The organism is Brevundimonas sp. UBA7506, assembly GCF_002479495.1.
Lineage (GTDB): Bacteria > Pseudomonadota > Alphaproteobacteria > Caulobacterales > Caulobacteraceae > Brevundimonas.
In genome coordinates, this window is sequence record NZ_DLNQ01000005.1 from 502,522 (window position 1) to 529,448 (window position 26,927).

The following is a 26,927-nucleotide window of genomic DNA, read 5'->3' on the forward strand; positions in this document are numbered from 1 at the left end:
ACGAGCTTAACGGTCGCCCGGGCCCGACGCCACAGAATCCGGTTCAGCCAGGATGACAAGGCCGTCAGCGCGACGATCCGTCGCCATGGCGTGGGCCTCACGAAGGATGCGTCGCGTCTCGGACCAGTCGACACGCTGCAGCGCTTCCTCCAGCGGAAGGAAGACGGCCTCGGCCGCGTCATCGCCCGCCACCGGCTGGCCGCCGGTCCAGACTGCGGCGTAGTCGATCAGCACATAATGCCGCCCCGCCTCAGGAAACAGGCCGTCCACCACGTCGATCAGGCCGATCAGTTCAGCCTCGACGCCGGTCTCCTCAAGCAGTTCGCGCAAAGCCGCGTCGGCCAGCCGTTCACCCGGCTCGATTCGCCCTCCCGGCAGACTCCATTCCCCCTGACGCGGCGGCGTGCCGCGACGGATCAGCAGGACGTCGTCGCCCTTGAGGCAGACCACGCCGACGGCCGGGGTCGGAATCATGTTTTCTCCGCAAACTGAGCCCTTGAAGGCAGGGTTTTGCGCTTCCACCACGCCGCGCCTTTTGCCACAAGGCGGATATGACCCTCCCCACGCCCGCCGCCCTCGAAGAGCTGAAATCCGCCCTGGCCGGTTCCTGGACCCAGGACGCCGAAGACATGGCGCCCTGGCTGACCGAATGGCGCGGGCGGTGGACGGGCGCGACGCCCATCCTGCTGCAGCCACGCACGACCGAGGAAACGGCCAAGGCCATCGCGATCTGCGCGCGCCACGGCGTCGCCGTCGTGACCCAGGGCGGCGGCACCGGCCTGGTCGGCGGCCAGATCCCGTTCGGCGAAGTCCTTTTGTCCACGCGCAAGCTGCGGACCGTGCGCGACGTGACGCCGCTGGACGACGCCATGACGCTGGAGGCCGGCGTGACCTTGCTGGAGGCCCAGCAACTGGCCAAGGAGAAGGACCGCTTCTTCCCCCTCAGTCTCGCGGCGGAAGGCTCGGCCACCATCGGCGGCGTCATCTCGACCAACGCCGGCGGCACGGCCGTCCTGCGCTACGGCATGATGCGCGATCTGGTGCTGGGCATCGAAGCCGTCATGCCCGACGGTCAGGTGTTCAACGGCCTGAAGCGTCTGCGCAAGGACAACACCGGCTATGACCTGAAGCAGCTGTTCATCGGCGCCGAGGGCACCCTGGGCGTGGTCACGGCGGCGACGTTGAAGCTCTTCCCCATCATGCGCAGCCGCGCCACGGCCATTGTCGGCCTGGACAGCCACCACGCCGCCGTCGCCCTGCTGGCCCGCGCCAAGGCCGAGACCGGCGGCGGGGTCGAGGCCTTTGAGCTGATGAAGCGTCTCGGCATGGCTCTGGTGCTCAAGAACATTCCCGACACGCGCGAGCCGCTGGAGAGCACGCCCCCTTGGTACGTCCTGATCGAACTGACCTCGGGCGAGCCGGGCGGCGCCGATTCGGCCATGGAGCGCCTGCTGACCGGCGCCTTCGAGGAGGGTCTGATCAACGACGCCGCCATCGCCCAGAACGACGCTCAGAAGGCCGCCTTCTGGCGTCTGCGCGAGGAACACTCGGCGGCCCTCAAGCCCGAGGGCGGCGGCTGGAAGCACGACGTCTCGGTGCCGGTGTCCCAGATCGCCGACTTCATCGACGAGGCCACGGCGGCGGTCGAGAAATTCCACCCCGGCTGCCGCGTCTCGGTCTTCGGCCACGTCGGCGACGGCAACCTTCACTATGATGTGATCCCCGGCGTCGGCGAAGACGTGCCCGCCTTCATCGCCCGCTGGATGGAAGGCTCCGAAGTCGTCCACGACGTCGTCGCCCGCTACAACGGCTCCATCTCGGCGGAACACGGCCTGGGCCGCCTGAAAACCGACGAGGCGCGCCGCTACAAGTCGCCTCTGGAGATCGCCACCATGCGGGCGATCCGCCAGGCCATCGACCCGCAGCGGATCATGAACCCGGCCGTCCTCTTCTAGGTCATATGACCGGATGTGACGCCGCCGACGGTTCAAATCGTCACGGAAGCGGCCTATGAGGCCCGCTTCCCGATGCTTCGGAGCCTGTGTCGCCTTGCTGATCGTCCTGTCCCCGGCCAAACGGCTGGACTTCACGCCCCCCGCCGTCGACGTACCTGCGACCCCGCGTCGCTGCGCCGATGAAACCGCGGAACTGGCCAAGGTTACGAAGAAGCTGAGCCGCGCCGATCTGCGCCGCCTGATGTCGATCTCGGGCGCCCTGGCCGACCTGAACTACGAGCGCTTCCAGTCCTTCGACAACGAGACCGCCGAAGGCGCGCTACAAGCCGTCTTCGCCTTCGCTGGCGACGTCTATGACGGGCTGGACGCGCGCTCTCTGGCCCCGGCTGATCTGACCTGGGCGCAAGACCATCTGCGCATCCTGTCGGGCTTCTACGGCCTGCTGCGCCCGCTGGACGCCATCCAGCCCTATCGGCTGGAGATGGGCACACGCCTGAAGACCCCGCGCGGCGCCAACCTGTATGACTTCTGGGGCGAGCGCATCTCGCTTCGCCTGAACGAAGACGCAGCCCCCCTGCCCGACCGGACTCTGGTGAACCTGGCCAGCCAGGAATATTTCGGCGCCGTCGACGCCAAGGCGCTGAAGCTGCCGCTCGTCACGCCCCACTTCAAGGAGCGCAAGGACGGAGAGGCCCGCATCATCTCCTTCTTCGCCAAGAAGGCGCGCGGCGCCATGGCCCGCTACGCTATCGAGAACCGCATTGAGAAGGCGGAGGATCTCAAGGCCTTCGACCGCGACGGCTATCGCTTCGACAAGACGCTTTCGACCAACGCGGACTGGATATTCATCAGAGAAGGAAATTCCTGATCGCCAGATTGAACGACTGCGGTTAGGCTGCGTTGCAGCAAACTAATCCACGGGTTCTCTCTGCATGTTCGCCATGAACGATCTCAAGGGCCAGGTCGCCGTCGTCTCCGGCTCGACCTCCGGCATCGGCCTTGCGCTGGCGCGCGCCGTCGCCCAATGCGGCGGCGACGTGGTGCTGAACGGCCTGGGTGATCCGACGGTCATAGAGCAGACCCGCGCTAATCTGGAGGCTGAGACGGGCGTTCGCGTCCTCTACCACCCCGCTGACATGACCCAGCCGGATCAGATCGCCGACATGGTCGCCACGGCGCATCGCGAACTGGGCCGCCTGGACATCCTGGTCAACAACGCCGGCATCCAGCACGTCGAGGCCGTCGAGAACTTCCCCGCCGATGCGTGGGAGAAGATCATTTCGATCAACCTGTCCTCGACCTTCTACGCCACCAAGGCGGCGATCCCGATCATGAAGGCCCAGGGGCGCGGCCGCATCGTCAACATCGCCTCGGCCCACGGCCTGGTCGCCAGCCCGTTCAAATCGGCCTATGTCGCCGCCAAGCACGGCGTGATCGGCTTCACCAAGACAGTGGCCCTGGAACTGGCCCAGCAGAACATCACCTGCAACGCCATCTGCCCTGGCTTCGTCGAGACCCCCATCGTCGCCAAACAGATCGAGGATCAGGCCCGCACGCGCGGCATGACGCCCGAGGACGTGATGAAGAACGTCATCCTCGGCTCGCAGCCGACCAAGCGCTTTGTCACGACCGACGAACTGGCGGGCATCTTCCTCTATCTGGTGTCCGACCTGGGCGCTTCGGCCAACGGCTCGCACTATTCCGTCGATGGCGGCTGGACCGCTCAATAGCGATCTGAACCTGGGGCGGATGATGGCCAAGTCGAAATCCCGCCCCGCCCGTCGCCCCATCTGCCTCGCGCTGCAAGGCGGCGGCTCGCACGGTGCCTTCCAGTGGGGCGTGCTGGATCGACTGCTGGAAGCGGACTTCCTCGACATCCGCGCCGTCACCGCCGCCTCCGCAGGGGCGATGAATGCGGCGGCCCTGATCACCGGACTGGAACAGGGCGGCGCCGAGGGCGCCCGCGTCGCCCTCGATAGGCTGTGGCGTGAGGTCAATCAGTCCGGCGGCCGAAACGTCTTCGGCGACAGCGCCATCTGGTCCAAGGCCCTGACGCCAGGCTGGCTGAAGGACAGCCCGATGTGGAAGGCAGGTGAGACGCTCGCCATGTCCATGAGCCCCTACGCCTTCAACCCCTTCAACCTGAACCCGTTGAAGCGCGTGCTGGAGACCGCCGTCGATTTCGACGCCGTTCGGGCCTCCCAAATCCAGTTGATCGTCTCGACCACGGCGGTGCGCGCCGGGCGCTCGCGTCTGTTCCGCTCGGCCGAGATCACCCCTGACGTTCTGCTGGCCTCGGCCTGTCTGCCCCACCTCTTCCACGCGGTCGAGATCGAGGGCGAGCCCTATTGGGACGGCGGCTATCTGGCCAATCCGGCGCTGTGGCCGCTGTTCTACGCCGACACGCCTGACGACATCCTGCTGCTGCCGCTCAACCCCTTCGTGCGCGACGAGGCCCCGCGAGAGGCGGGCGAGATCATGGATCGGCTGAACGAAATCCTGTTCAACGCGCCCCTAGTCGCCGAACTGCGCGCAGTCGCCTTCGTGCAGGACCTGATCGCCGAGGGCAAACTCAGCCGTACCGAGGATCGCCATCGCGCCGTCCGCATGCACGCGATCGAAGCCGACGACTGGCTGGGCAGTCTGTCGCTATCGACCAAGTTCGACACGGAATGGAGCTTCCTCAACGACCTGAAGTCGCGCGGGCGTCAGGCGGCTGAGCAATGGCTGAAAACCTGCGCGGCCCAGGTTGGCGAGGCCTCCAGCGTCGATCTGAAAGCCCGTTTCCTCTAGCCGACGAAGCCCGCCGCGCGGCGCAGTCGGTCATTGATCGCCTCGCCCAGCCCCTTGTGCGGGATCGGCGACACCGCAATGCCGACCGGCCTGGTGCGGTCCGCCTCTCGCAGCAGGCGGAACAGATTGGCCGCCGCCTCGCGCAGATCTCCGTTCGGGCTCAGGCTCCAGCGCGGGTCACCGATGGCGGGGCCGAAGCCGAGCAAGATTTCGCCATCCTTCGCCGCTTCGGCTTCGATCCGCACCGGGGCGTCGGGAGCGTAGTGCAGGGCCAGCCGACCGGGCGAGCGATGCCCCTGCCCGTCTTCTTCCGCCAGCGGCCCGACCACGGCCTCAATCTCCTCGCGCGTCACCGATCCGGGACGCAGGAGGGCCACCCGACCGTCCAGCACTGAAACGACCGTGCTTTCCACCCCTACCGCGCAGGGCCCGCCGTCCACGGCGGCCCCGACCGACTGGCCGGTCTCCTCCAGCGCATCATCAAAAGTTGTCGGACTGGGACGGCCCGAGCGGTTGGCCGAGGGCGCCACCACGGCCCCGCCGAAGGCCGCGATCACGGCGCGCGCGCGCGGATGACCCGGAACGCGCACGGCGACGCTGTCCAGTCCGGCGCGGGCCAGGTCGCAGACCCGCTCGCGGTCGCGCACCGGCGCCACAATGGTCAGGGGGCCGGGCCAGAACGCCTCGGCCAGCGCCCTCGCTCGCTCGTCAAAGACAGCGATCATCTCGGCGTCCAGGGCGTTGGCGACGTGGGCGATCAAGGGGTTGAAGCGCGGTCTTCCCTTGGCCTCGAAGATGCGCGCCACCGCCTGCGGGTTGGAGGCGTCGGCCGCCAGCCCATACACCGTCTCGGTCGGCAGCATGACCAGCCGCCCGGTCTTCAGCGCCTCGGCGGCGATTTCGGGGGTGTCGCCCTTCATGGCCGGCGCGGGATCAGGGGGATCATGCGGTGCAGCACATTGTCCCGGTTGATGAACTGGTGCTTCAGCGCCCCCATGACGTGCAGGGCGATCAGCAGATAGAGCAGCTTGGCCACCGCGCCGTGGACGTCCATGAACTGACCCGCCGCCTCGCGCCCGCCGCCGACCGGCAACAGGGGCCACTGGAACAGGCCGAACCAATTGATCTCGCGCCCGCCCGCCGACGACGCCAGCCACCCGGTCAGCGGCATGGCCAGCAGGACGACGTAGAAGGCGATCTGCGTGGTCCGCGCCAGAACCCGCTCCCATTTCGGCATCTCGATCGGCAGGGCGATCAGCGGATTGGCCAGCCGCCAGCCGATCCGGCCCAGGGTCAGGACCAGGATGGTCAGGCCGACCGCCTTGTGAATCTGCACGAACTCGCGCGACAACGGTCCCTCGGTCGCGTCATGGGCCATGATCAGCCCAACCTGGGCGACCACGGCCAGAGCGATGACCCAGTGCAGGATCAGCGACACGGTCGAATAGCGATTTCGAGGCTCGGCCAAGGGTCTTTCCTTCCGCGACGGCACTGAGGCAGAGAGTGGCGCGAACCGCGACCAAAGTCCAAGCGCCCTTGCATCAGCGACCGCTGGGGCGTCAGAAGCATGTTGAAGATTCTGGAGACCGCCATGAGCTACCGCGCCCCCGTCCGTGACCTCGCCTTCGCCTTGGAAGCCGTCGCCGGCATTGATCAGGTCGCCGCCACGGGCGCATTCGCCGACTATGACGCCGACGTCATGGGCGCGGTGCTGGAGGCCGCAGGCCAGTTCTCGGAACAGGTCCTGGCCCCGCTGAACCGCCCCGGCGACTTGGCCGGCGCCAAATACGCCAATGGTGCCGTCACCGCCGCCCCCGGCTTTGCCGACGCCTATCGCCAGTTCGCCGAGGGCGGCTGGACCGGCCTGACCGCCTCGGTCGAGGCCGGCGGCCAGGCCCTGCCCAAGGCGCTGGAGCTGGCGGCCTATGAAACCGTCCATGCCGCCAACATGGCCTTCGGTCTCTGCCCCATGCTGTCTCTGGCCTCGATCGAGGCCTTGGAGCAGGTCGGCAACGAGTATCAGAAGGCGACCTATCTGCCCAAACTGGTCTCGGGCGAATGGACCGGTGCCATGGTGCTGACCGAGCCGCACGCGGGTTCGGACCTGGGCGCCCTGACCACCACGGCCACGCCGAACGGCGACGGGACCTATGCCCTCAACGGCCAGAAGATCTTCATCACCTGGGGCGATCACGACGCCACGGACAACATCGTCCACCTGGTGCTGGCCCGCCTGCCCGACGCACCTGCCGGGCCCAAGGGCATCAGCCTGTTCCTGACGCCCAAGTTCGCGGTCAACGCCGACGGCTCGCTGGGCGAACGCAACGCCTTCCACCCGGTCGGCGTCGAGCACAAGCTGGGCATCCACGCCTCGCCCACCTGCGTCATGGCCTATGAAGGCGCCCGCGCCGAACTGGTCGGCCGCCCTAACGAGGGCTTGGCCCACATGTTCGTGATGATGAACGCCGCCCGCCTGGCCGTGGGCGTCGAGGGCGTCGGCGTGGCCGAGCGCGCCTATCAGCACGCCCTGGCCTATGCTCTGGAGCGCCGTCAGGGCCGCAGCATCTGGACCGGCGAAAAGAACGCCCCGATCTTCGACCACCCCGACGTGCGCCGCACCCTGGGCGTCATGAAGGCCAAGATCGCAGCCGCCCGCGCCATCTGCCTGTCCACCGGCGTCGCCGCCGACCTGGCCAAACACGCCGCCACCGAGGCCGAGCGCAAGCTGTGGAAGGGCCGCGAAGACCTGTTCACCCCCATCGCCAAGGCCTGGTCCACCGAAGTCGGCTGCGAAGTCGCCTCGCTGGGCGTTCAGGTCCACGGCGGCATGGGCTTCATTGAGGAAACCGGCGCGGCCCAATACTACCGCGACGCCCGCATCACCCCGATCTACGAGGGCACCAACGGCATCCAGGCCATGGACCTGGTCGGCCGCAAGCTGTCGATGGACGGCGGCGACTCGGCCAAGGCCCTGATCGAGGACATGAAGGCCACCTTGGCCCAGATCGATCGCCTCTACACCGGCAAGCCCGTCGAGCGCTTCGCCACGGCCATTGAGGCCGTCGAGGACGCCACCCTGTGGCTGCTGGACCGCAAGGCCGCCGCAGACGGCGCCGCCGACGTTCTGGCCGGCGCAGACGCCTATCTGAAGCTGATGGGCGACGTGGTCGGCGGCTGGATGCTGGCCAAGGGCGCCCTGGCCGCCAAGGCCCGCCTCGACGCCGGCGCCGGCGATCCCGTCTGGCTGCAAGGCAAGCTGGACCTCTACGAACTCTACGCCGCCAACGTGCTCGGCCACGTCTCCAGCCGCCTGGCTGCTGTCGGTCAGGGCGGGGAGCTGCTGCAGGGTCTCAGCGTAGAAGCCCTGGCGGGCTAACGAGCAACTGTCGCCCCCGGAAGGCGCCAAGCGCCTATCCGGGGCCGTAGGATGCGCTACGGCGCGGGTGCGGCCGCAGGCTGATCCAGCAGCGCGATCGCCTCGCGCACGTATTGGGCATGAGCGACGACGCCCAGTTCCAGGCCCTCGCCGCCGCCCTGAACCTCCTGCACCAGCACCCCGGCGATATAGGGATGGTCGGGCGTCGGCGAGCCGGGCAGGCGATCGACCGCGGGGGTCCAGAAGACCGGCCCGCCCGAGTTGCCTTGCGACACCGCGAAATCCAGCAGGAAGATCGGGAAGTGCCGAATCGGCGTCAGCGGCCAGGAACTGATCCGGCCCAGGCGCAGGATCGGGAAGCCCGCCTTGTTCGCCGACAGGCCGTGCGGATAGCCGAGCGCCATCAACTCGTCCCCCGGCCCGACGCGCCAACGGTCGAAAGTCGTGTCGTCCGCCAGCCAGCCCATCGGGATGGCGGCGCGGGCGAAGGCGTCGGGGGCGGTGATCTCCATGACCGCCACGTCACGCTCGGGGTGCTGGGTCCATAGCGGCGTTCCGTCGGAGTCGCGGATCGTCAGGTTCGCCGGCGAGAACTTCCAGGCGCCGTCCGCCTCGGCGGTGCGCCAGCCGACGCGCGCTTCCCCGTTCGGCATGACGTTGAAGACATGCGCCGCCGTCACCAAAACGACCCGAGGCGTGCCGTCGGCCCGAGGCGCGGAAATCAGGAAGCCGGTGCCGACCTTGCGCGAACTTTCGTTCAGCGGCTGATCCAATTGCACCGTAGCGTTGATCATGCCGACGGTCAGGTCCCACGGGACGGGAGCGACGGCTGCGGGCGGTGCGGGTGGAACGTCCTGAGTGATCATTCCGCCATTTGACGCGGCCGGTTCACAGGCACAAGGTCCGCCCGAACCATAGGGGGAGCCCGCTTCATGAATCGCCGCGAACTGATCGCCTCGACCGCCGCCGTCGGCCTCGCCGCCGCCTCCCCTGCACTCGCCCGTTCGACTACCGGAGTCTCGATGTCCCTGCCCCAACCGCCCGTCGCCAAAAAGGTGCCCGTCCGTATCGAGCAACTGGGTCGCGTCCGTACCGACGACTATCAGTGGATGAAGGACGACAACTGGCAGGCCGTGCTGCGCGACCCGTCGCTGATCAAGGCCGACGTCAAGGAGCACCTGACCGCGGAGAACGCCTATCGCGAGGCCATGATGGCCTCGACCCTGCCGCTGCAGGCCGCGATGTTCGAAGAGATGAAGGGCCGCATCAAGGAGGACGACAGCTCCGTCCCCGCCGCCGACGGCGCCTGGGAATACTACACCGAATACCGGACCGGCGAGCAGCACCCGCGCTATATGCGGGTCGAACGCCAGGGGACCTGGATGGTCGATGGCCAGCCCGTGACCAGGAACTTCATCAAGGCCCCGACGCCACAACTCCTGCTGGACTGCAACGCCCTGGCTGAAGGCAAGGCCTACTCGGAAGTCTCGGCTGTCGAGCACAGCCCCGACCACGCCCTGTTCGCCTATGCCGAGGACGCGCAAGGCTCCGAGGTCTTCAAGATCTACGTCAAGGACCTGGCGACCGGCGAGGTCCTGCCCAACCCCATCGAATCGGCGACCGAGAACTTCACCTTCTCGCCCGACAGCCAGTGGATCTTCTGGACCAACCGTGACGACAACGGCCGCCCGGACAAGATCTTCCGCCGCCCGTCGCGCGGCGGCGAGACCACCCTGGTCTATGAGGAAACCGACGACGGCATGTTCCAGAGCGTCAGCCGCACCTCCGACGACGCCTTCATCGTCATCGGCATCGGCAATCAGGAAACCTCGGAAGGCCGCATCATCCCGGGCGCGACCCCGACCGCCACGCCCGTCGTGGTCGAGCCGCGTCATACCGGCCGTCTGTACGACCTGGACCACTGGGGCGACCGCTGGGTGATCCGCACCAACGCCGACGACGCCATCGACTTCAAGGTCGTCGAGGCCCCGACCGCGACGCCGGCCAAGGCGAACTGGAAGGACCTGATTCCGCACACGCCGGGCCGCTTCATCGAAGGCGTCGCTCTGGTGAAGGACTATCTGGGCCGTCAGGAACGCGCCGACGCCAATACGAAGATCGTCATTCGCGATCGCGCCGGCGCCGAGCATGAAATCGCCGTGGACGAGCCCGCCTACGCCCTGTCGCTGGGCGGGGCGTCGGAGTTCGACACCACGGTCATGCGCTACGGCTACAACTCGCCGTCCACGCCGACCTCGACCTATGACTACGACCTGAAGACGCGCGAACGGACCCTGCGCAAGGTTCAGGAAGTGCCGTCGGGCCACAACCCGGCCGACTATGTTGTCGAGCGGCTGAACGCCCCGGCCTCCGACGGCGAACTGGTTCCGGTGACGGTGCTGCGCCGCAAGGACACGCCGGTCGACGGCTCTGCCCCCCTGCTGCTCTACGGCTACGGCTCCTACGGCATCCCCATGGCGGCCAGCTTCTCGACGAACCGGCTGTCGCTGGTGGATCGTGGCTTCATCTACGCCATCGCCCATATCCGCGGCGGTTCGGACAAGGGCTGGAACTGGTTCCTGACGGCCCGACGCTTCACCAAGAAGAACACCTTCACCGACTTCACCGCCGCCGCCGACCACCTGATCGCGCGCAACTACACCAAGGCCGGAAACATCGTGGCCGAGGGTCGCTCGGCGGGCGGCCTGCTGATAGGGGCCGTGACCAACATGCGGCCCGAGTTGTGGGCGGGCGTGATCGGCGGCGTGCCCTTCGTCGATGTCATCAACACCATGAGCGACACCAGCCTGCCGCTGACGCCGCCGGAATGGCCCGAATGGGGCAACCCGATCGAGGACGCCGCAGCTTACGATTACATGCTCAGCTACAGCCCCTACGACCAGATCGAGGCCAAGCCCTATCCGGCCTTGCTGGCGACCGGCGGCCTGTCCGACCCACGCGTGACCTACTGGGAGCCCGAGAAGTGGGTGGCCAAGCTGCGTCCGGCCTCGACCTCTGGCAAGCCGGTGCTGCTGAAGATCAACATGGAGGCGGGCCACTTCGCCTCGTCGGGCCGCTTCGACTATCTCAAGGACATCGCTCACGACTACGCCTTCGCCGTCTGGGCCGTCGAAAAGGGCTGGGAAAAGGCGTGATCATCCGGCCTTTCACGGAAGCCGATCTGGCGGCCGTCACGGCCATCTACGCCGACAGCGTGCTGAAGGGCACGGGGACGTTCGAGCTGGACGTCCCCTCGGAGGAGGACATGCGAGCGCGCCTGGCCGCGCCCGCTTCGCTCGGCCTGCCGGTGCTGACCGCCGAAATCGACGGTCAGGTCGCGGGCTACGCCTACGCCGGGCCCTACCGCCTGCGCGCCGCCTATCGCTTCCTGGTCGAGGACTCGATCTATGTGGCCGAGGCGTTTCGCGGGCGGGGCGTCGGCAAGGCCCTGCTCGACGCCCTGCTAAGCGCCTGCACGGCCTTGGGCATGCGTCAGATGGTGGCGGTGATCGGCGACAGCGCCAACGCCGGCTCCATCGCCCTGCACGCCGCAGCCGGCTTTGAGCACGTCGGAGTGTTCCACGCAGCCGGATGGAAGTTCGACGCCTGGCGTGACGTGGTCTTCATGCAGAAGGCGCTGGGCCGGGGTGCTGAGGCCGCACCGGATGCCGCGGGGCTGGATTGCGGCCGCTAACAGCTGAATTCTCAGCCCAATTCGACGACATACTCACATTGCGCTTGACCGGATCATGAGTCGCCCTTATCCCGCCCTTCTCCTCCTCGCGGAGGAAACGCGGGTGTAGCTCAGTTGGTTAGAGTGCCGGCCTGTCACGCCGGAGGTCGCGGGTTCGAGCCCCGTCACTCGCGCCATTCCTTTCAGCGAAGGGAATGGCGCACACCGCTCCCCAGATGCCTTCCCATTCTGTTTAATCGCCAAGCTTGCTCGGGTTATCTGCGCGCGCTTTTTCCTCATGTCGTGCGCTCCTCGCTTGACCGGAACGTGAGTCGCCCTTATTCGCCCCTACTCCTCCTCGCGGAGGAAACGCGGGTGTAGCTCAGTTGGTTAGAGTGCCGGCCTGTCACGCCGGAGGTCGCGGGTTCGAGCCCCGTCACTCGCGCCATTCCTTTCAGCGAAAGGAATGGCGCACACCGCCTCTGCCGGGCCTGGTCTCTTCAATCGAAATACCAAGGCCCTGCTCATCGCAGGTTTCGTGCCGTCGCTGCGCCGCTAATTCAGCGGCGCGATCTCTTGCGGCAGGACGAACTCCGGCCGACCGCTGAGTTCGCCGTATAGCATCGACAGATCTTCAAAGACGCGGTTCCAGGCGAACTGCTCGACAGTCTTGACCCGCGCCGCATGGCCGAGGGCCTCTACGTCCCGCGCGAACAGAGCCTCGACGGCCTCGGCATAGTCAGCGGGATCCGCCGAACGCGCCAATTGCCCCACGCTCATATCCACCGTCTCAGCCACGCCGCCGGCGTTGACGCCGACGACGGGGCGTCCGCAGGCCATGGCCTCCAGCACGATAAGACCGAAAGGCTCCTTGTCATTGGCGTGAACGAAAGCGTCGCAACTGGCGATGATCCGGGCCACGGCCTTGGGATCCTTTTCATAGGGCAGAGAAATCACCCGATCCTCTGGCGGCATGCCAGCGCCGGCGCCCACCAGCACCAGATGATAGGGCGCGCCCAGGCGCTGGACTGCGTCGATCAGGACATCGACGTTTTTTTCCTTGGCGGGACGGCCAGCGAAGCACAACAGGCGAGCGTCTGCGCCCAGGCCCAATTTCTTCAACAGCCAGTCGCGATCGCGACGATCCGGCCGGAAAGTGTCGATCTCGACCCCCAGAGGCCGAATCACAATGCCCCCAACTCCCGCCTCCTCCAGCCGCCGCGCGATGAAGCGGCTAGGCGAGACAACTCGATCGAACTGCGAAAACAGCTTGGCCCAGCGTTTCTCGACCGGCTTCTTCGCCCACTCGCCGAAGTGCAGCGCGGCGAGTCCGGCAGGATCGGAATGGCAGAAGCCGACAACCGGGCAACCGGCGCGTTGCCCGGCCTCGAGCGCGCCCTGCCCCGGCGTGTAAGGGTCGCCCGCTTCGATCACCGCAGGATTCATGGACGCCACCCAGGCTCCCCAGCGACGCACGGAACTGGGCCAGCGATATCCATCCCCAAAAGGCAGCTTCGCCGCATGCAGTTGAACGATTCCGTCTGCGCCGGCGCGATGCTTGGCGCCAGGCACGACCAAAGTGTGCGCCACCGACGGCCGATTGACCTCTAGCCAGGCCTTCTTTGACAACAGATATCGCTTCACTCCCCCTGAACGGGGCGCAAACAGCATGGTGGTGTCCACAAGACGGGGCCGAGGATCCGACGTCGACGCCTTCAAGACCCGCAGCGTCTCAGCGACTTCTTCGTCCAGGCCAGGGAACAGGCGTAGTTCGCTTTCCTGAACATCGATGTCGGTCACGCTCATGGAGGCGACCTTTCCGGAACTCAACGCCGCAACGCGACCGGTTCTGCTTTGGATGCGACGCGCGCGTTTGGAACTCACCATGAATCGGCCCTAGCGCCGGAAACTGCTCCGCTCAAGCATCCATTTCAGCCAGCCTGTCCGCGCGGCCATGAAACGTGAATTTTCATCCCCCGTTCAGCTTGGGCGCTCTACCCATGGCCTTGCATTCGCCTCAAATTCGAGAAACTTGGGGCATGGTGTCGTCGAGCCTGTTAAACGGGCGTTCGGCGTCCTTGCGCGTGTGTCCTCGAGGGGTTTCTAACTAATGCGTATTCTACTCGCGACCGCAGTGGCGATCGCCCCCCTGATGGTTGCTGCCGGCGCCCACGCCGAGGAAGTGATCTCGACCGCACGCACCACGCCGATCACGACCTCCAAGGCGACGGCGGCCGGAACGCCCGACAGCATTCGCTTGGCCAGCGGCGGTTCGATCGCCGTCGCCAGCGGCGCAGCCGTGACCATTGATTCGAGCCACGGCGTCGATCTGGACAGCGGCTCGTCGATCACGATGGCCAAGGCAGCGGACGGCGCGACCGGCATCCTGGCCCAGGGCGGTACGACCGGTCCGATCACCATCGGCGGCTCGATCTCGATTTCGGACGACATCGACGAATACAAGGACACCGATAAGGACGGCGACCCGGACGGTCCTTTCGCCTCAGGCAACAACCGCTACGGCCTGCGTGTTACGGGCCCCGCTCCCAAGACCGGAGACATTCTGGTCGAGACCTCGGGCTCTATCCTTGTCGAAGGCAACAACTCGTACGGCGTTTCCATCGAAGCGCCGCTGATCGGCAATCTCACCAACTTCGGCACCATCTCGGTCACCGGCGACAATACGCGCGGCGTCAGCGTGACGGGGCCCGTCACCGGCAATGTGAACATCCTGGGCTCCGTGACAGCCCGTGGCGAGAACGCCGTCGGCGTGGCCGTTGACGGCCCGGTCGATGGACGTCTCAACATTCAAGGGACCGTAACCTCCACCGGCTACCGCTACACCACGCGCCCCCAGAGCAAGCCCACGACCGGTACGGTGCCGGCTGAAGTCCTGTTCCTCGAGAACCTCGACGCCGACGACCTTCTGCAGGGCGGACCGGCCGTCAGCATCTCGGCCAGCGCCACTAAGGGCGTCCTCTTCGACGTGGGCCCCAGCTATGGCGCCGCCGGCATCGAGGGCGACGATGACGGCGACGGCGTGAAGAACGGCGATGAGGACGACGACGGCGACGGCGTTAAGAACCGCGAGGACACGGATCGCGACGGCGACGGCTTGCTCGACGCCAACGAGGGCGCCGCCAAGATCACGTCGTACGGCGCCGCACCGGCTGTCGTTGTGGGATCTGCGAACAGCGCAGTGACGCTCGGCGTGGCCGGGACCGGCAACAACGCCTACGGCTTCGTCAATCGCGGCGAGATCTTCGGCATCGGCGTCTATGACGACGTCGCCGCCACGGCGGTCCAGTTCGGCGTCGCGGGCGGTCAGACGGTCTCCATTGAGGGCGGCGTTCGTAACGAAGGCTCGATCGCGGTTCTGGCCAACGAGGCTGACGCCACCGCCATCCGTTTCGCCGCCGGCGCGACGACGCCGACCATGGTCAACACCGGCACCATCAGCGCGGCCTCCGCCACGACGAACGCGGATCAGGTCACCGCCATCAAGATTGAAGCCGGCGCCAACGTCACCTCACTCAACAATGACGGCACGATCGCGGCCACGGCGGGCGGCGGCAAGGCCAATACGACCGCAATCGCGGATCTCAGCGGCAGCCTGACCTCCATCACCAACACCCGGTCCATCCAGGCCAATGTTTCGGCTAACGCCGACGGCAGCCCCATCACCGGCAAGGCGACGGCCATTGACGTCAGCGCCAACACTTCGGGCGTCACCTTCACCCAGAAAGGCATTGCTGGAACCGCCACGACCTCCGACCCGGACACCGACGGCGACGGCGTGACGGATTCGCGAGAGCCCACCACCTTCGGCGACATCAAGCTTGGCTCGGGCGCAGACCTCCTGGACATCCAGAATGGCCTGGTTCAGGGCGATATCTCGTTCGGCGCCGGGGCTGACCGCCTGTCGATCTCCGGCGGAGCTATCGTCCGCGGAGCCATCACCAACTCCGACGGGCAACTGGATATCGACATTTCCAAGGGCACGCTCGACGCTCGTCAGAGCGGCGTGACGACCATCAGCAACCTGAATATCGGCGCCGACGGCGACCTGATCGTCGCCCTTGATCCCGCCAATGGCGCAAGCAGCGGCTTCAAGGTTGATGGCGTCGCCAATATCGCCAACGGCGCGGGGCTGGGCGTTCGCTTCAACTCCCTGCTTCAAGATCCGACGCGTTTCACCATCATCGACGCCAACACGCTGAATGTTGGAACCATTGACGGCGATGCGGTGCAGGCCAACTCGCCCTACGCCTTCGTGGTCAAGGCCGGTGCTGACCTGGCGGCCGGCGACATCTATATCGATGCGCGTCGCCGCACAGCGGAAGAAGCTGGCATGATCGACGTCGAGGCTGCGGCCTATGACTCGATCTATGGCGCGCTGGGCCAGAACGAAGCGATTCGCAACGCCATCCTGAACCAGACGGGCCGGGACGGCTTCTTCGACATCTATGAGCAGATGCTGCCCGATCACTCCGGCGGCCCCCTGCTCTCCCTGGCCAGCGGCGTCGATGCCGTCACCCGCGCCCTGACCGGCCGCAACGCTTCGGCTGCGCCGGGCGAGACCAGCGCCTGGGTCCAGGAAATCAACTTCTACGCCGACAAGGACAAGACCGACTCCTACGGCTTCCGTTCGGAAGGCTTCGGCGTCGCCGGCGGCGTCGAGCGCGGCACCAATATGGGCGCGATCGGCCTCACGGCAGCTTTCACGTCTTCCGACCTGGAAGATCCTGAAGCGGCGGCGGAAGAGGTCCTGTCGGCCAACCTGCTCGAGCTGGGCCTCTATTGGCGCGCTCAAGGTCAGTACTGGACGACCTGGGCGCGTGCAGCGGGCGGCTACGCCTCGTTCAACGCGACCCGCAAGCTGGTCGCCGACGGCATCAACCTGAAGAACGAGTCCGACTGGCACGGCTTCACTCTGGCCGCTGCGGGCGGGGCCTCGTATGAACGCAACTTCGGTCGGCTGAACATCCGCCCCGAAATCTACGGCGAGTACTTCTCGCTGAGCGAAGACGCCCGCACTGAAAAGGGCGGCGGCGACGGCTTCGACCTCGAGATCGACGAACGCGACGGCCATATGTTCTCTGGCGTCGCCGCCGTGAACATTGGGTACGGCTTCGGCAAGGACGGCTGGATCCGCCCCGAAATCCGGGCTGGCTGGCGTCAGAACTTCTCGGTCGATGCAGGCTCGACGATCGCCCGCTTCGCCTCCGGCGGCGACGCCTTCACGCTCGACCCCGCCAGCATCGAGGGCGGCGGCCCCATCCTGGGCTTCCGCCTCAACGTCGGCAACGATCTGGGCATGCTCTCCATCACCGGCGACGCCGAACTGCTGGAAGACTACGTCCGCTACACCCTGCTGCTGCGAGCCAGCTTCAAGTTCTGATCGGCTCCCGATCACGGACTGCAAAGAGGCCGCCGGGCGAACCCGGCGGCCTTTTTTGTCATGCGACAGCGACGTGGTTCGATCAGCCGCGCTGACGGAGCCATGCCATGAAGAGGTTCAAAAAGACTCCGCCCGACGACATCCGAACGCGACGAGCGTGGCGGCCCTTCCCGCGATAGACCTCAAAGCCGGCTCGACCGATCGACATGCAAGCCTCCTGACGCATGATTCCGCGCGCCATTGTGCCCCAAGGGGCCTCGGAAGACACCAGCTCATCGTCAAGGACTGGAGCGAGCCTCCGTCCCCTGCGCGCTTCCACCGGGCGCCTTACGTCGAAGCGGCCGTCTCGTCGGCGAGCCGGCCATCCAGCCCCAGACTGAAGCGCTTCAACTGAACGACATCGAACGGCTTGGCCAAGATGGTCGAGACCCGCATCAACGCCGCATCCGCCCTGTCCGCCGTCAAGGTCATGACAATGAAGCCTTTGGCCGACTGGTCGCAGAAGACGACCTCGTCGTTGGCCTGCATGAGCGCCGCCCCTAGCGGGAAGCCGCCGATGGCGTCGCCGATCGAGGGGCTGGAGACAGCGCTGGTTCCGAATTCGATCGCGCGACGTGCGCCGCTCGCATCCTTCAGCTCATTGACCCAGAAGGCGTGGCTGTCGCCCGCCAGGACGATGGGCTGGACCCCCGCCTCGGCAAAGGCGGCGTAGAGGCGCTCGCGTCCTGCCGGATAGCCGTCCCAGGCGTCCAGATTGAACGGCAGCCCCATCTTGAACAGGAAAAGGGCTTGCTCGAACTGCTCGCGGAAGGCCTCGGGCACGCGCGCCATCAGGCCCTCGATCTGATCCGGCGTCATGGTGCGCGATACGTCGGGGCCGGCCACGCGGGCGGTCACGACCTGGTTGCCGAGCACCTGCCACGGACGGCCGGCCGCCTTGGACGCCGCCAGTTCGCGCGTCAGCCAGGCGCGTTGCTCCGGGCCCATCAGATCACGCTCCGGGTCATTGAGCCTGGCTCGGAAAGCATCGAGGTCCAGCACGGCTTCGCCGTCAGGGCCGTCCTTTGCGGTCAGATCCTTGCTGTAATCCAGGGCCTCGGTTCGACCCGTCAGCCGCGTCTCAACCATCATCAGGCTGGCCACATCACCGAAGTGGAAGCTGCGATAGATGGCCTCCTTCAGCGCCCCCGGCGCCGCTTCGCGGATCGGCATCCACTCATAGTAGGCCTTGAGCGCCGCCGCCTTGCGAACCGCGAAGTCGCCTTCGGTCTCAGGCTGGTGATTCTCGGCGCCGTGCAGCCAGGCGTCATTGGCTGTCTCATGGTCGTCCCAGACGCAGATGAAGGGGGCGCGTGCGTGGGCGGCCTGCAGGTCGGCGTCGGTCTTGTACTGGGCGTGACGGCTCCGATAGTCGGCCAGGGTCACAATCTCGTGGCGCGGCTCTGGGATGCGGTTCAGCGCGGCGCCCGTGACCATGCCATAGGCGTCGGCCTCGGACCCATATTCGTAGATGTAGTCGCCCAGATGGACCACGGCGTCCAGCCACGGCAGGGCGGCGATGGCTTCATAGGCGTTGAACAGGCCGCCCGGATAGAGCTGGCACGACACGACCGCCAGATTGACCGGCGTCACGCCCTCGGCCGCCAGGGTGCGGGTGCGGCCGATCGGCGAACGCGTTTCGCCAACGGCGAAATCATAGCGATAGTCCCGGCCGGGACGCAGACCCGCGGGATCGATCTTGACCGTGTAGTCGCGCTCAGGGCCGGTCTCGAACCGGCCTGAAGCCGCTACTGCTTCACCATCCAGAACGCGCCAGGTCACGGAGATCGGGCCGTTGAAGCCCTCCCCCGGCGTCACGCGCGTCCACAGGATCACCCGGTCCGTCCCGGGATCTCCTGAGGCGACGCCGTGAGCGAAAGCGACCGAATCCGCCTCCGCCTCCGCCATTGCGGGCGTCGCGCCGATGGCCGCTCCAGCCCCGAACAGGCCCAGAAGGCCGCGACGGTTCATGGTCATGCGGCTGGCCCTCAGTAGCGAACGGTGAAGCCCACGCCGTAGCTGGCGGGGCGTCCGGCGATGAAGGTCGGCAGGCCGAGCGCATCGCCCGTATTGCCCGCGTCCTTGATGTATTCCTCGTCCAGCAGGTTCTCGCCGAAGGCCTCGACGCCCCAGTTTCCGGACGCCGGAGCGTAGCGGACCCGCAGGTTCAGCAAGCCGTAGCTGTCCTGATATTCGTCCTGGACCAGGTCGGCGACGAAGTTCTGGGTCTGCAAGGCCGGGATGTCGTTGTTGTCGTCGAAGAAGACCTTGGACTGCCAGGTCCAGGTCGGCTGGACCTCGACCACGCCGCCCGCGACCGGCAGACGCCAGATCGCGCCGATCGAGGCCATGTTGTCCGGCGACAGGCGGAAATGGTTGCCGTCATAGAGGCCCGCTTCAAAGCGCGAGTGGTTGTAGCCGTAGGTGCCGAACAGATCGACGTTCTCGGCGGCGGCCCAGAAGACCTGCCCCTCGAAGCCATAGGCGCTGGCCTCGCCCGCATTGGTGGTGATGAAGCGGGTGCCTTCCTGGACCGTGGTCTGGAAGTTGTCATAGGCGTAGTGGAAGACCGCGCCGTCCAGACGCAGGCGACCGTCCATCAGCGCCGCCTTGGCGCCGATTTCGAAGCTGTCGACCGTCTCAGCCTCGATGACCTTGAAGGTCGGCGCGCCCAGCGGAGCGGAAGGGCCGCTAACGCTCAGAACCTCAGGGCGACGGCCCCGCGCGTAGTTGGCGTAGAGGCTGGCCTCGTCCGACAGGGCGTAACGGGCGGTCAGACGCCAGGTGAAGCCGTCGTCCTCATGGTCGCCGTAGACGAAGTCGCCGTTGTTGGCGGTCGGCTGGGCCGTCAGGCCAAAGAGCGGCAGGGCCGAGGCCGGCAGGTTGACTGCATTGGGATTGGCCAGACCGCCCAGCAGGGCCGGAACCTGGGCTGCCGGGACCGCGCCCTGCAGCACCGCCAGCAGACCGCCGGCGATGGACCGGCCGTTGGCGACCGAGCTGGCGTAGCCCGTGGTCTTGTCATCGCGGGTGTAGCGAACCCCGCCCGCGAACTCGAGCCGGTCCGTGGCCTTGAACGTCAGATCAGCGAACAGGTCCCAGGAGGTCAGATCGGCGCTGTTGATCGGGATCTCGATGTGCGCCGACTTCAGGTTCGCCGCGATCGGCGCGGCCAGGGCCCCGGCGCCCAGCGGCGTCAGCGTCGCCTGCAGGAACTGGCGCGCCACGGTCGGATAGGCCGAAACCGGCAGGGTGTTGTGACCGACCGCCGTGGGCGAGCCGTCCAGCAGTCCGGCCAGTTGGGCCAGGGCGATGCGCTCGTCGAACTGGGTCGGCGTGCGCTGATAGCCCTCCTCGCGGAACCAGCCGGCGCCGGCGAAGCCCGACAGGCGCCCGCCATTGTCCCAGTTCAGTCGGAACTCCTGGCTCCATTGCTCGCCATAGGCCTCCTCCGCCGCCGTCAGCAGCGGCAGCGACAAACCGTCAGCGTCGAAGGTCTCGTAGGAGTCGAACTGGCGATAGGCCGTGGTCGAGTTCAGCGACAGCGACGGCGTCAGCGTCCACTTCACCAAGCCCGTCACGCCCCAGACCTTGCGGTCCAGACCCAGGCTCTTGCCGCCGTCGAAGGCGGCGCCCGGCGTCAGTGCCGCGCCGTCCCACGGCGCCCGCCTGCCCAGAACCGCACCCGTCGTCGGGTCGGCGGGATCATAGGCGATGGACTTGAACGAGGTGCCGGTGGCGGCGTCGGTCTGATAGTTGGCGATCAGGTCGGCGCGCAGGGTGTCCATCGGCGTCCAGGCGCCCGACAGGCGGAAGGCCTTGGTTTCGATGCCGTTGTAGTCTTCCCCGCCCAGCAGGTTCTCGACCGCACCGTCGCGGGTCTTCATCCGCGTGGCCAGACGCAGGGCCGCATCCTCGCCTACCGGCGCGTTCACGAAACCCTCGACCGAGCGGTAGCCGTAGTCGCCGATCTCGGCGCGCATCTCGGCGTCGAACTGCCCCGGACGGGCGCGGTTCTGCACCAGATTGACCGCCCCGATCAAGGCGCCGCGACCATAGAGGGTCGATTGCGGTCCCTTGGCGATCTCGACCCGCTCCAGATCGAACAACTCGACATAGGAACCGCGCGACTTGGAGATCGACACCCCGTCCTGGAACACCGAAACGCGCGGCTCGGCCGTGGCCGCGCCCGAGTCCGAGGTGATGCCCCGCATGACGAAGCCCGGATTGTTCGGCGACTGGTTCTGCACCAGGAAACCGGGCACGAAGGCCGACAGCTGTTCGAACTCCTGCACGCCCAGGTTCTCCAGGAACTGGCCGCTATAGGCCGTCAGGGCGAAAGGAACCTCGATCGGGTCCTGAGCACGCAGCTGGGCGGTGACGATGACGTCGTCCACTGTCGAGACATGGTCCTGGGCCACGCTCTGGGCCTGGGCCGCGCCGCCCGCCATCAGACCCAGCATCGCCGCGCCCGTCAGCAGGCCAGCCTTGTTCGCTACGGATTTCATCATCGCATCCCCCTTGAAGGTCCGGGAGGCGTAGTGGGCGTCGGTGTCGCACCCACGACGCCTCCGCAAATCCACAGTGAAGCTGGCGCTTCAAATCAGCGACCAACACTCCGGATGCGAAACAGTTTTAAAGAGACAAGGGAGGCGCCGCTCGTCGACGCCTCCCCTGCCGTCAATGTAGACAAGCGACGCTAGTGGTCACTGCTCGTGGCCCTGCCGAGGTCGGACCGGATCAGGCCAACTCCGCTTCTTTCCAAGCCATCCTGAGGTCTTCGACGAGTGTCGCATAGGCGCGGCGACGCGCTTCAGGATCGGGCGCACGCAAGACAAAGGCGGGATGGAGCGTCAGCAGAACGCGCGCGCCATCCGAGGTTTCAATCACGGCGCCCCGCTCCGACAGGATGGAGGGCTTTCGTCCCAGGACCGCCAGGCCCGCGGTCGCGCCCATGGCGAGGATGAGCCGCGGTTTGACGAGTCTTCGTTCCTGATCGAGCCACCAACGGCAGGCCTGGACCTCGCCCGCGCCGGGCGTCTTGTGCAGGCGGCGCTTGCCGCGCGGCTCATGCTTGAAGTGCTTGACCGCATTGGTCAGGTAGACCTCTGCGCGATGGACGCCCGCTTCAGCCAGGGCGGCGTCGAGAACCTGACCTGCTGGCCCGACGAAGGGTTGTCCCGCCAGGTCTTCATGATCGCCGGGCTGCTCGCCCACGATCATCAGACGCGCCTCGCGCGCTCCCTGCCCGCAAACGCCCTGGGTCGCATCCCGCCAGAGGGGGCAGCGACGGCAGTTCTGCACGCCTCGCTCCAGGTCCGCCGGTTCCAAGGCGACAAGCTCATCGGTCGCCGTCCGATCCACGGTCGGCGGGCGAAGGCGCCGGAACTTCTCATTGGGAAGGGGCGAGGGTTCGGAGACCATGACCTCGGTGCGGGTCGCCGCAGAGGCCACCAGTCCGGGGATCAGAGACGCCTCGGGCAGGTTCTTCCAGTACCGCTTCGGCATCTCCGACTGCATCATGCGCGTGCGCAGACGCGCCGGATTAAAGGTCGAGGCATAGTAGGTGCGCCAGAAGTCCTCGACCTCGTCGTCCTGCGGCGCCTCCTCCTGTCGTCCCGGCGGGCCGAAGACGAGCCTGTCCCCCTCCCAGTGAGCGGTCCCGTCCGGCGTGAGAATGGTCCACCGCATCGCGCTGTAGCGTCGCGCGAAGAAGGGGGCGGTCTTCTCCAGTACGCGATGCGCCGGCTCGAACCAGGCGACCCAGCGGTCGCCTTGCCCATCCCTTGTCTCGCGAAAACGGACGAAGGCCTTCATCTTGTGGCTGGCGCGGCGCACGTTCTTCACACGCTCGGCCGCTGCGGCGACATCCGGATCAGACGCCACCCGCATCAGATCAGGTTCGTCCCGCAGCCGCCACAGCAACCGGTACATCAGGTCGAACCGATCCGGCGCGCGATGCAGGATCAGGTCGCCTGCTGTTTCCATGAAGGCTCGAGGGACGACGAAGGCGTCGTCCCCGGCGACCGCGCTCGCCTCCCCGTCAGCGTCGAAAAGCCCGCCCTGGAAAGAACCGGCCGTGACAAAGCGGACGCTGGCGGGCTCGACCCCGCCCATGCGTAGCCGGCGCGCGACCGCCTTCCATCCGGCGAAATCCGTCTCAGTCTCCAGCCTGACGGTGCGCATCAGAACAGGCTCAACTGTTCCGGTGCGCGGCTGGGGGCCAGTCGGGCGCGAAGATCAGCCGCGTCGGTCAATCCTCCGGGTGTCCAGTCCACGGCGACGATCCAGGGGCGCACCTTGTCTATGGAACGCGTCAGACGCGCCACGTCCTCCAGGCGCAGGGTGCGATAGCGCCGGACCGACAGGATGCGATCCACCGCCTTCACCCCCAGCCCCGGAACGCGCAACAGATCTTCGCGGGCCGCCAGATTGACATCCGTCGGGAAGACGTCGCGCCGCTTCAACGCCCAGGCCAGCTTGGGATCGACCGCCAGATCCAGCATGCCGTCCGACGCCCCCTCCCCGATCTCGGGCGCGGTGAAGCCGTAGAAGCGCATCAGCCAGTCCGCCTGATAGAGGCGATGCTCGCGCATGAGCGGGGGTTTTGACAGCGGCAGGATGCTGGAGCTGTCGGGAATGGGGCTGAAGGCCGAATAATAGACCCGGCGCAGGCGGTAACCGCCATAGAGAGAGGCGCTGCGGTCCAGGATTTCCGTGTCCGGCGCGCCGTCCGCCCCGACGATCAGTTGGGTCGACTGGCCCGCGGGCGCAAAAGCCGGGGGGCGGGCACGGTCCCTCTTTTCGGGCCTTGCCGCTTCCAGCCTCAGCCTGACCTGCCCCATGGTCTTGCGGATCAGGCGGGCGTCCTTTTCGGGCGCCAACCGCCCCAGGGCCTCGTCGCGCGGCAGCTCGATGTTGGCCGACAGACGGTCGGCGTAGCGTCCCGCCAAAGCCACCAGCCGTTCGTCCGCCTGGGGGATCAGCTTGAGGTGGATATAGCCTCGAAAGTCGTGATCCTCGCGCAGGCGGCGTGCAACCTCGACCAGCTGCTCCATCGTGTAATCCCCCGAGCGAACGACGCCGGACGAGAGGAACAGTCCCTCGATGTAGTTGCGCTTGTAGAAGGCCAGCGTCAGGTCGACCACCTCGTCGACCGTGAACCGCGCCCGCTCGACGTTCGAGGACGACCGATTGATGCAGTAGACGCAATCGTAGATGCAGAAGTTGGTCAGCAGTATCTTCAGCAGGCTGACGCAGCGCCCGTCCGGCGTATAGGCGTGGCAGATTCCCATACCCTCCGTCGAACCTACGCCCTTGCCCCCGAGGGAGTTGCGCCTGGGGGCGCCGGAGGATGCGCACGAGGCGTCATACTTGGCCGCGTCGGACAGGATGGAGAGCTTTCGTCGAAGTTCGATACGCGCCATTTGTTCATGATACGTTCCTTTCTCGACGAGGTACAGCGTGACCGTAAAGCATGGGTCAGAAGGCCAATGGAGCCGTCTGCCAGAGGACGCCGATCCCGGCGACCAGAGCCCTTGGCAGACCCGCGCCGCTCTCGCCCTGGGCGACAAGCCCTACCGCATGTTTGAAGTCTGAAGCGGCCGAGGCCCGCAGGCGGATCACCGCATGCGCTTGCCCTTCAAGACATGTCGATATATGATTCATGTGCGAAACATATATTCAGAATCCCCCATGGGCATCGTCAATATCGAAGACGAACTGCACGAGCAGTTGCGCCGGGCCAGCAAGGCCTCCTGTCGCTCCATCAACGCCCAAGCCGCCTTCTGGATCAGGATCGGCATGCTGGGCGAGTTGAACCCCGGCCTGTCCTTTCAGGAACTGGCCGCGCGCGAACTCAAGGCGGCCGGCGTCTGCGCCGACCTGGCCGGCTCTGCCGTCGCATGACCAAGACCCCTGCCGAGATCGAACTGATGGCCGAGGCCGGACGGCTGCTGGCTTCGGTCTTCACCTATCTGGACGGCCTGACGCTGGCAGGCATGAGCACCCTGCAGATCGATAGCCTGGTCGAGACCTTCATCGTCGATGAACTGAAAGCTCGACCTGCCAGCAAGGGCCAGTACGGCTACGGCTTCGTGCTCAACAGTTCGCGAAACCACGTCGTCTGCCACGGCGTGCCGTCCGCCGACGAGATCCTGTGCGGCGGCGACATCGTCAATCTGGACATCACGCTGGAGAAGGACGGCTTCATCGCCGATTCCAGCAAGACCTATCTCGTAGGTGATGTGGCCCGCCCCGCCCGACGCCTGGTCCAGACCACCTATGAGGCCATGTGGAAAGGGATCCGCACCGTCCGTCCCGGCGCCACTCTGGGAGATATCGGCCACGCCATTGAGCGGCACGCGACGAAGAACGGCTATTCCATCGTACGCGACTTCTGCGGCCACGGCATTGGCCGCGAGATGCACGAAGCGCCTCAGGTCCTGCACTTCGGCAAACCCGGAAGCGGCATGAGACTGCGCGAAGGCATGGTCTTCACCATCGAGCCCATGCTCAACCAGGGCCGCCGCACCGTCGAAACCCTGGACGACGGATGGACCGTCGTGACCACCGACGGCAAGCTGTCCGCCCAGTTCGAACACACCGTCGCCGTCACCCGCGACGGCGTCCGGGTCCTGACCCTTCGACCGGACGAAGGGCGGCAGGCCGCCTAGATCAGGCGGGCTTTTGGTCAGCCGATCCCGGCCCCGCCGGTCACGCCCCAGACCTCTCCGGTGACGAAGCTGGCTTCCTGGGAGGCCAGCAGGACATAGACCGGAGCGATCTCCACGGGCTGCCCCGGCCGGCCGAAGGCGCTGTGGGCCCCGAACCGCTCGACCTTCTCCTGGGGCTGACCGCCGCTGGGCTGAAGGACGGTCCAGAAGGGGCCCGGCGCGACGGCGTTCACGCGCACGCCCTTTTCGATCATCTGCTTGGCCAGGGCCTTGGTGTAGGCGACGATCCCGGCCTTGGTGGTCGCATAATCCAACAGGATGTCCGACGGCTCATAAGCCTGGATCGAGGCGGTGGTGATGATGGCCGCGCCCGGCGGCAGATGAGGCGCTGCGGCCTGACAAATCCAGTGCAAGGCGTAGAGGTTGGTCTTCATCGTGGCGTCGAAATCCGCCGTCGAGACCTCTGATATATCCTCGCGGTACTGCTGGTGGCCGGCGTTGACGACCAGGATGTCCAGGCCGCCGAACGCCTCGACGACGCGGGCCGTCATGGTCCTGTTCCACGCTTCGTCACTGACGTCGCCGGCCAGGCCCAGGGCCTTAACCCCGGCCTTCTCGATCAGGGCGACCACCTCTGCGGCGTCCGCCTCCTCGGACGGCAGGTAGCCGATGGCCACGTCCGCACCTTCTCGGGCAAACGCGATCGCCGTCGCCCGCCCGATGCCGGAATCACCGCCCGTGATCAGGGCCCGGCGCCCTTTCAGACGGCCATGTCCGACATAGCTGTCCTCTCCGTGGTCGGGCCGCGGGATCATCCGGCCCGCCAGGCCGGGTTCAGCCTGGGGCTGACGGGGAAAGGGCGGTCGGGGATACTGGCTGCGCGGATCCTGCATGGCGAGGCGATCGGGCATGGGTCTTCCTCGTTTTGGTGCTTGGCCCCGGCCAGGGGCGGCGCGGGGGACGCCGATCTAATGTCCTCGTCCCTCGCGACGTTCCACCCGGCCGCCGACCCGAC

The 26,927-nt window shown here is 66.7% G+C and carries 21 protein-coding genes and 2 tRNA genes; 13 read left to right on the forward strand and 10 right to left on the reverse strand.

Going from position 1 to position 26,927, the window contains the following annotated elements; translation table 11 throughout:
* Positions 1-6: 6 nt before the first annotated feature.
* Positions 7-474, reverse strand: coding sequence for an NUDIX hydrolase (locus B3K53_RS04250; protein ID WP_292082855.1), 468 nt, complete (start codon positions 472-474; stop codon positions 7-9).
* A gap of 77 nt (positions 475-551) precedes the next feature.
* Here B3K53_RS04250 and B3K53_RS04255 point away from each other — a divergent pair, with 77 nt between their 5' ends.
* From B3K53_RS04255 to B3K53_RS04270, 4 genes are all read left to right on the forward strand, one after another.
* Complete coding sequence (locus B3K53_RS04255; RefSeq protein WP_292082856.1) at positions 552-1,955, forward strand: FAD-binding oxidoreductase; 1,404 nt, start codon at positions 552-554, stop codon at positions 1,953-1,955.
* 94 nt (positions 1,956-2,049) lie between these two features.
* A complete protein-coding gene (gene yaaA, locus B3K53_RS04260; protein ID WP_292082858.1) occupies positions 2,050-2,823 on the forward strand; it encodes a peroxide stress protein YaaA in 774 nt (257 codons plus the stop codon).
* Between the two features lie 64 nt (positions 2,824-2,887).
* Complete coding sequence (locus B3K53_RS04265) at positions 2,888-3,685, forward strand: 3-hydroxybutyrate dehydrogenase (protein WP_292082860.1); 798 nt, start codon at positions 2,888-2,890, stop codon at positions 3,683-3,685.
* 19 nt (positions 3,686-3,704) lie between these two features.
* Positions 3,705-4,748: a patatin-like phospholipase family protein gene (locus B3K53_RS04270; protein WP_292083368.1), complete on the forward strand. Its 1,044-nt coding sequence runs from the start codon at positions 3,705-3,707 to the stop codon at positions 4,746-4,748.
* Here B3K53_RS04270 and B3K53_RS04275 read toward each other — a convergent pair.
* Both B3K53_RS04275 and B3K53_RS04280 read right to left on the reverse strand, forming a co-directional pair.
* A complete protein-coding gene (locus tag B3K53_RS04275; RefSeq protein WP_292082861.1) occupies positions 4,745-5,668 on the reverse strand; it encodes an L-threonylcarbamoyladenylate synthase in 924 nt (307 codons plus the stop codon). The genes B3K53_RS04270 and B3K53_RS04275 overlap by 4 nt on opposite strands.
* Positions 5,665-6,216, reverse strand: coding sequence for a cytochrome b (locus B3K53_RS04280; protein ID WP_292082862.1), 552 nt, complete (start codon positions 6,214-6,216; stop codon positions 5,665-5,667). The genes B3K53_RS04275 and B3K53_RS04280 overlap by 4 nt, the downstream gene beginning before the upstream one ends.
* Before the next feature lie 123 nt (positions 6,217-6,339).
* On the opposite strand from B3K53_RS04280, the gene B3K53_RS04285 reads away from it, so the two are divergent.
* The gene (locus tag B3K53_RS04285; protein ID WP_292083369.1) at positions 6,340-8,124 is read left to right on the forward strand and encodes an acyl-CoA dehydrogenase; all 1,785 of its coding nucleotides are present in this window, start codon (positions 6,340-6,342) and stop codon (positions 8,122-8,124) included.
* 56 nt (positions 8,125-8,180) lie between these two features.
* Here the strand turns inward: B3K53_RS04285 and B3K53_RS04290 are convergent, their stop codons facing one another.
* Positions 8,181-8,990: a trypsin-like serine peptidase gene (locus B3K53_RS04290; protein ID WP_292082864.1), complete on the reverse strand. Its 810-nt coding sequence runs from the start codon at positions 8,988-8,990 to the stop codon at positions 8,181-8,183.
* A gap of 66 nt (positions 8,991-9,056) precedes the next feature.
* On the opposite strand from B3K53_RS04290, the gene B3K53_RS04295 reads away from it, so the two are divergent.
* From B3K53_RS04295 to B3K53_RS04310, 4 genes are all read left to right on the forward strand, one after another.
* Positions 9,057-11,279 carry a S9 family peptidase gene (locus tag B3K53_RS04295; protein ID WP_292082866.1) on the forward strand — a complete coding sequence of 741 codons (2,223 nt, stop codon included), beginning with the start codon at positions 9,057-9,059 and terminating at the stop codon, positions 11,277-11,279.
* A complete protein-coding gene (locus B3K53_RS04300; protein ID WP_292082867.1) occupies positions 11,276-11,818 on the forward strand; it encodes a GNAT family N-acetyltransferase in 543 nt (180 codons plus the stop codon). The genes B3K53_RS04295 and B3K53_RS04300 overlap by 4 nt, the downstream gene beginning before the upstream one ends.
* Before the next feature lie 99 nt (positions 11,819-11,917).
* A tRNA-Asp gene (locus B3K53_RS04305) sits at positions 11,918-11,994 on the forward strand.
* 174 nt (positions 11,995-12,168) lie between these two features.
* Positions 12,169-12,245 (forward strand) — tRNA-Asp (locus tag B3K53_RS04310).
* Between the two features lie 107 nt (positions 12,246-12,352).
* Here B3K53_RS04310 and B3K53_RS04315 read toward each other — a convergent pair.
* Positions 12,353-13,603 (reverse strand): glycosyltransferase, encoded by a 1,251-nt coding sequence (locus tag B3K53_RS04315; protein WP_292082868.1) that lies wholly within the window; start codon positions 13,601-13,603, stop codon positions 12,353-12,355.
* 304 nt (positions 13,604-13,907) lie between these two features.
* On the opposite strand from B3K53_RS04315, the gene B3K53_RS04320 reads away from it, so the two are divergent.
* Positions 13,908-17,198 (forward strand): autotransporter outer membrane beta-barrel domain-containing protein, encoded by a 3,291-nt coding sequence (locus B3K53_RS04320; RefSeq protein WP_292082869.1) that lies wholly within the window; start codon positions 13,908-13,910, stop codon positions 17,196-17,198.
* 327 nt (positions 17,199-17,525) lie between these two features.
* Here B3K53_RS04320 and B3K53_RS04325 read toward each other — a convergent pair whose 3' ends face one another.
* The 4 genes from B3K53_RS04325 to B3K53_RS04340 all read right to left on the reverse strand — a co-directional run bounded on the left by B3K53_RS04325 (position 17,526) and on the right by B3K53_RS04340 (position 24,664).
* Positions 17,526-19,214 (reverse strand): alkaline phosphatase D family protein, encoded by a 1,689-nt coding sequence (locus tag B3K53_RS04325; protein WP_292082870.1) that lies wholly within the window; start codon positions 19,212-19,214, stop codon positions 17,526-17,528.
* Between the two features lie 11 nt (positions 19,215-19,225).
* Positions 19,226-21,745, reverse strand: a complete 2,520-nt coding sequence (locus B3K53_RS04330) for a TonB-dependent receptor (protein ID WP_292082871.1) — start codon at positions 21,743-21,745, stop codon at positions 19,226-19,228.
* A 232-nt stretch (positions 21,746-21,977) separates the two neighbouring features.
* Positions 21,978-23,423 (reverse strand): UdgX family uracil-DNA binding protein, encoded by a 1,446-nt coding sequence (locus B3K53_RS04335; RefSeq protein ID WP_292082872.1) that lies wholly within the window; start codon positions 23,421-23,423, stop codon positions 21,978-21,980.
* Entirely contained in the window at positions 23,423-24,664 is a 1,242-nt protein-coding gene (locus B3K53_RS04340; protein WP_292082873.1) for a putative DNA modification/repair radical SAM protein, read from the reverse strand. The genes B3K53_RS04335 and B3K53_RS04340 overlap by 1 nt, the downstream gene beginning before the upstream one ends.
* Positions 24,665-24,701: 37 nt before the next feature.
* On the opposite strand from B3K53_RS04340, the gene B3K53_RS04345 reads away from it, so the two are divergent.
* From B3K53_RS04345 to map, 3 genes are all read left to right on the forward strand, one after another.
* Positions 24,702-24,836 carry a hypothetical protein gene (locus tag B3K53_RS04345; RefSeq protein WP_292082874.1) on the forward strand — a complete coding sequence of 45 codons (135 nt, stop codon included), beginning with the start codon at positions 24,702-24,704 and terminating at the stop codon, positions 24,834-24,836.
* Between the two features lie 96 nt (positions 24,837-24,932).
* Positions 24,933-25,145 carry a ParD-like family protein gene (locus B3K53_RS04350; protein WP_292082875.1) on the forward strand — a complete coding sequence of 71 codons (213 nt, stop codon included), beginning with the start codon at positions 24,933-24,935 and terminating at the stop codon, positions 25,143-25,145.
* Positions 25,142-25,912 carry a type I methionyl aminopeptidase gene (map, locus tag B3K53_RS04355; RefSeq protein WP_292082876.1) on the forward strand — a complete coding sequence of 257 codons (771 nt, stop codon included), beginning with the start codon at positions 25,142-25,144 and terminating at the stop codon, positions 25,910-25,912. The genes B3K53_RS04350 and map overlap by 4 nt, the downstream gene beginning before the upstream one ends.
* Positions 25,913-25,929: 17 nt before the next feature.
* On the opposite strand, the gene B3K53_RS04360 is transcribed toward map, so the two are convergent.
* The gene (locus B3K53_RS04360) at positions 25,930-26,823 is read right to left on the reverse strand and encodes an SDR family oxidoreductase (RefSeq protein ID WP_292082878.1); all 894 of its coding nucleotides are present in this window, start codon (positions 26,821-26,823) and stop codon (positions 25,930-25,932) included.
* Positions 26,824-26,927: the final 104 nt, after the last annotated feature.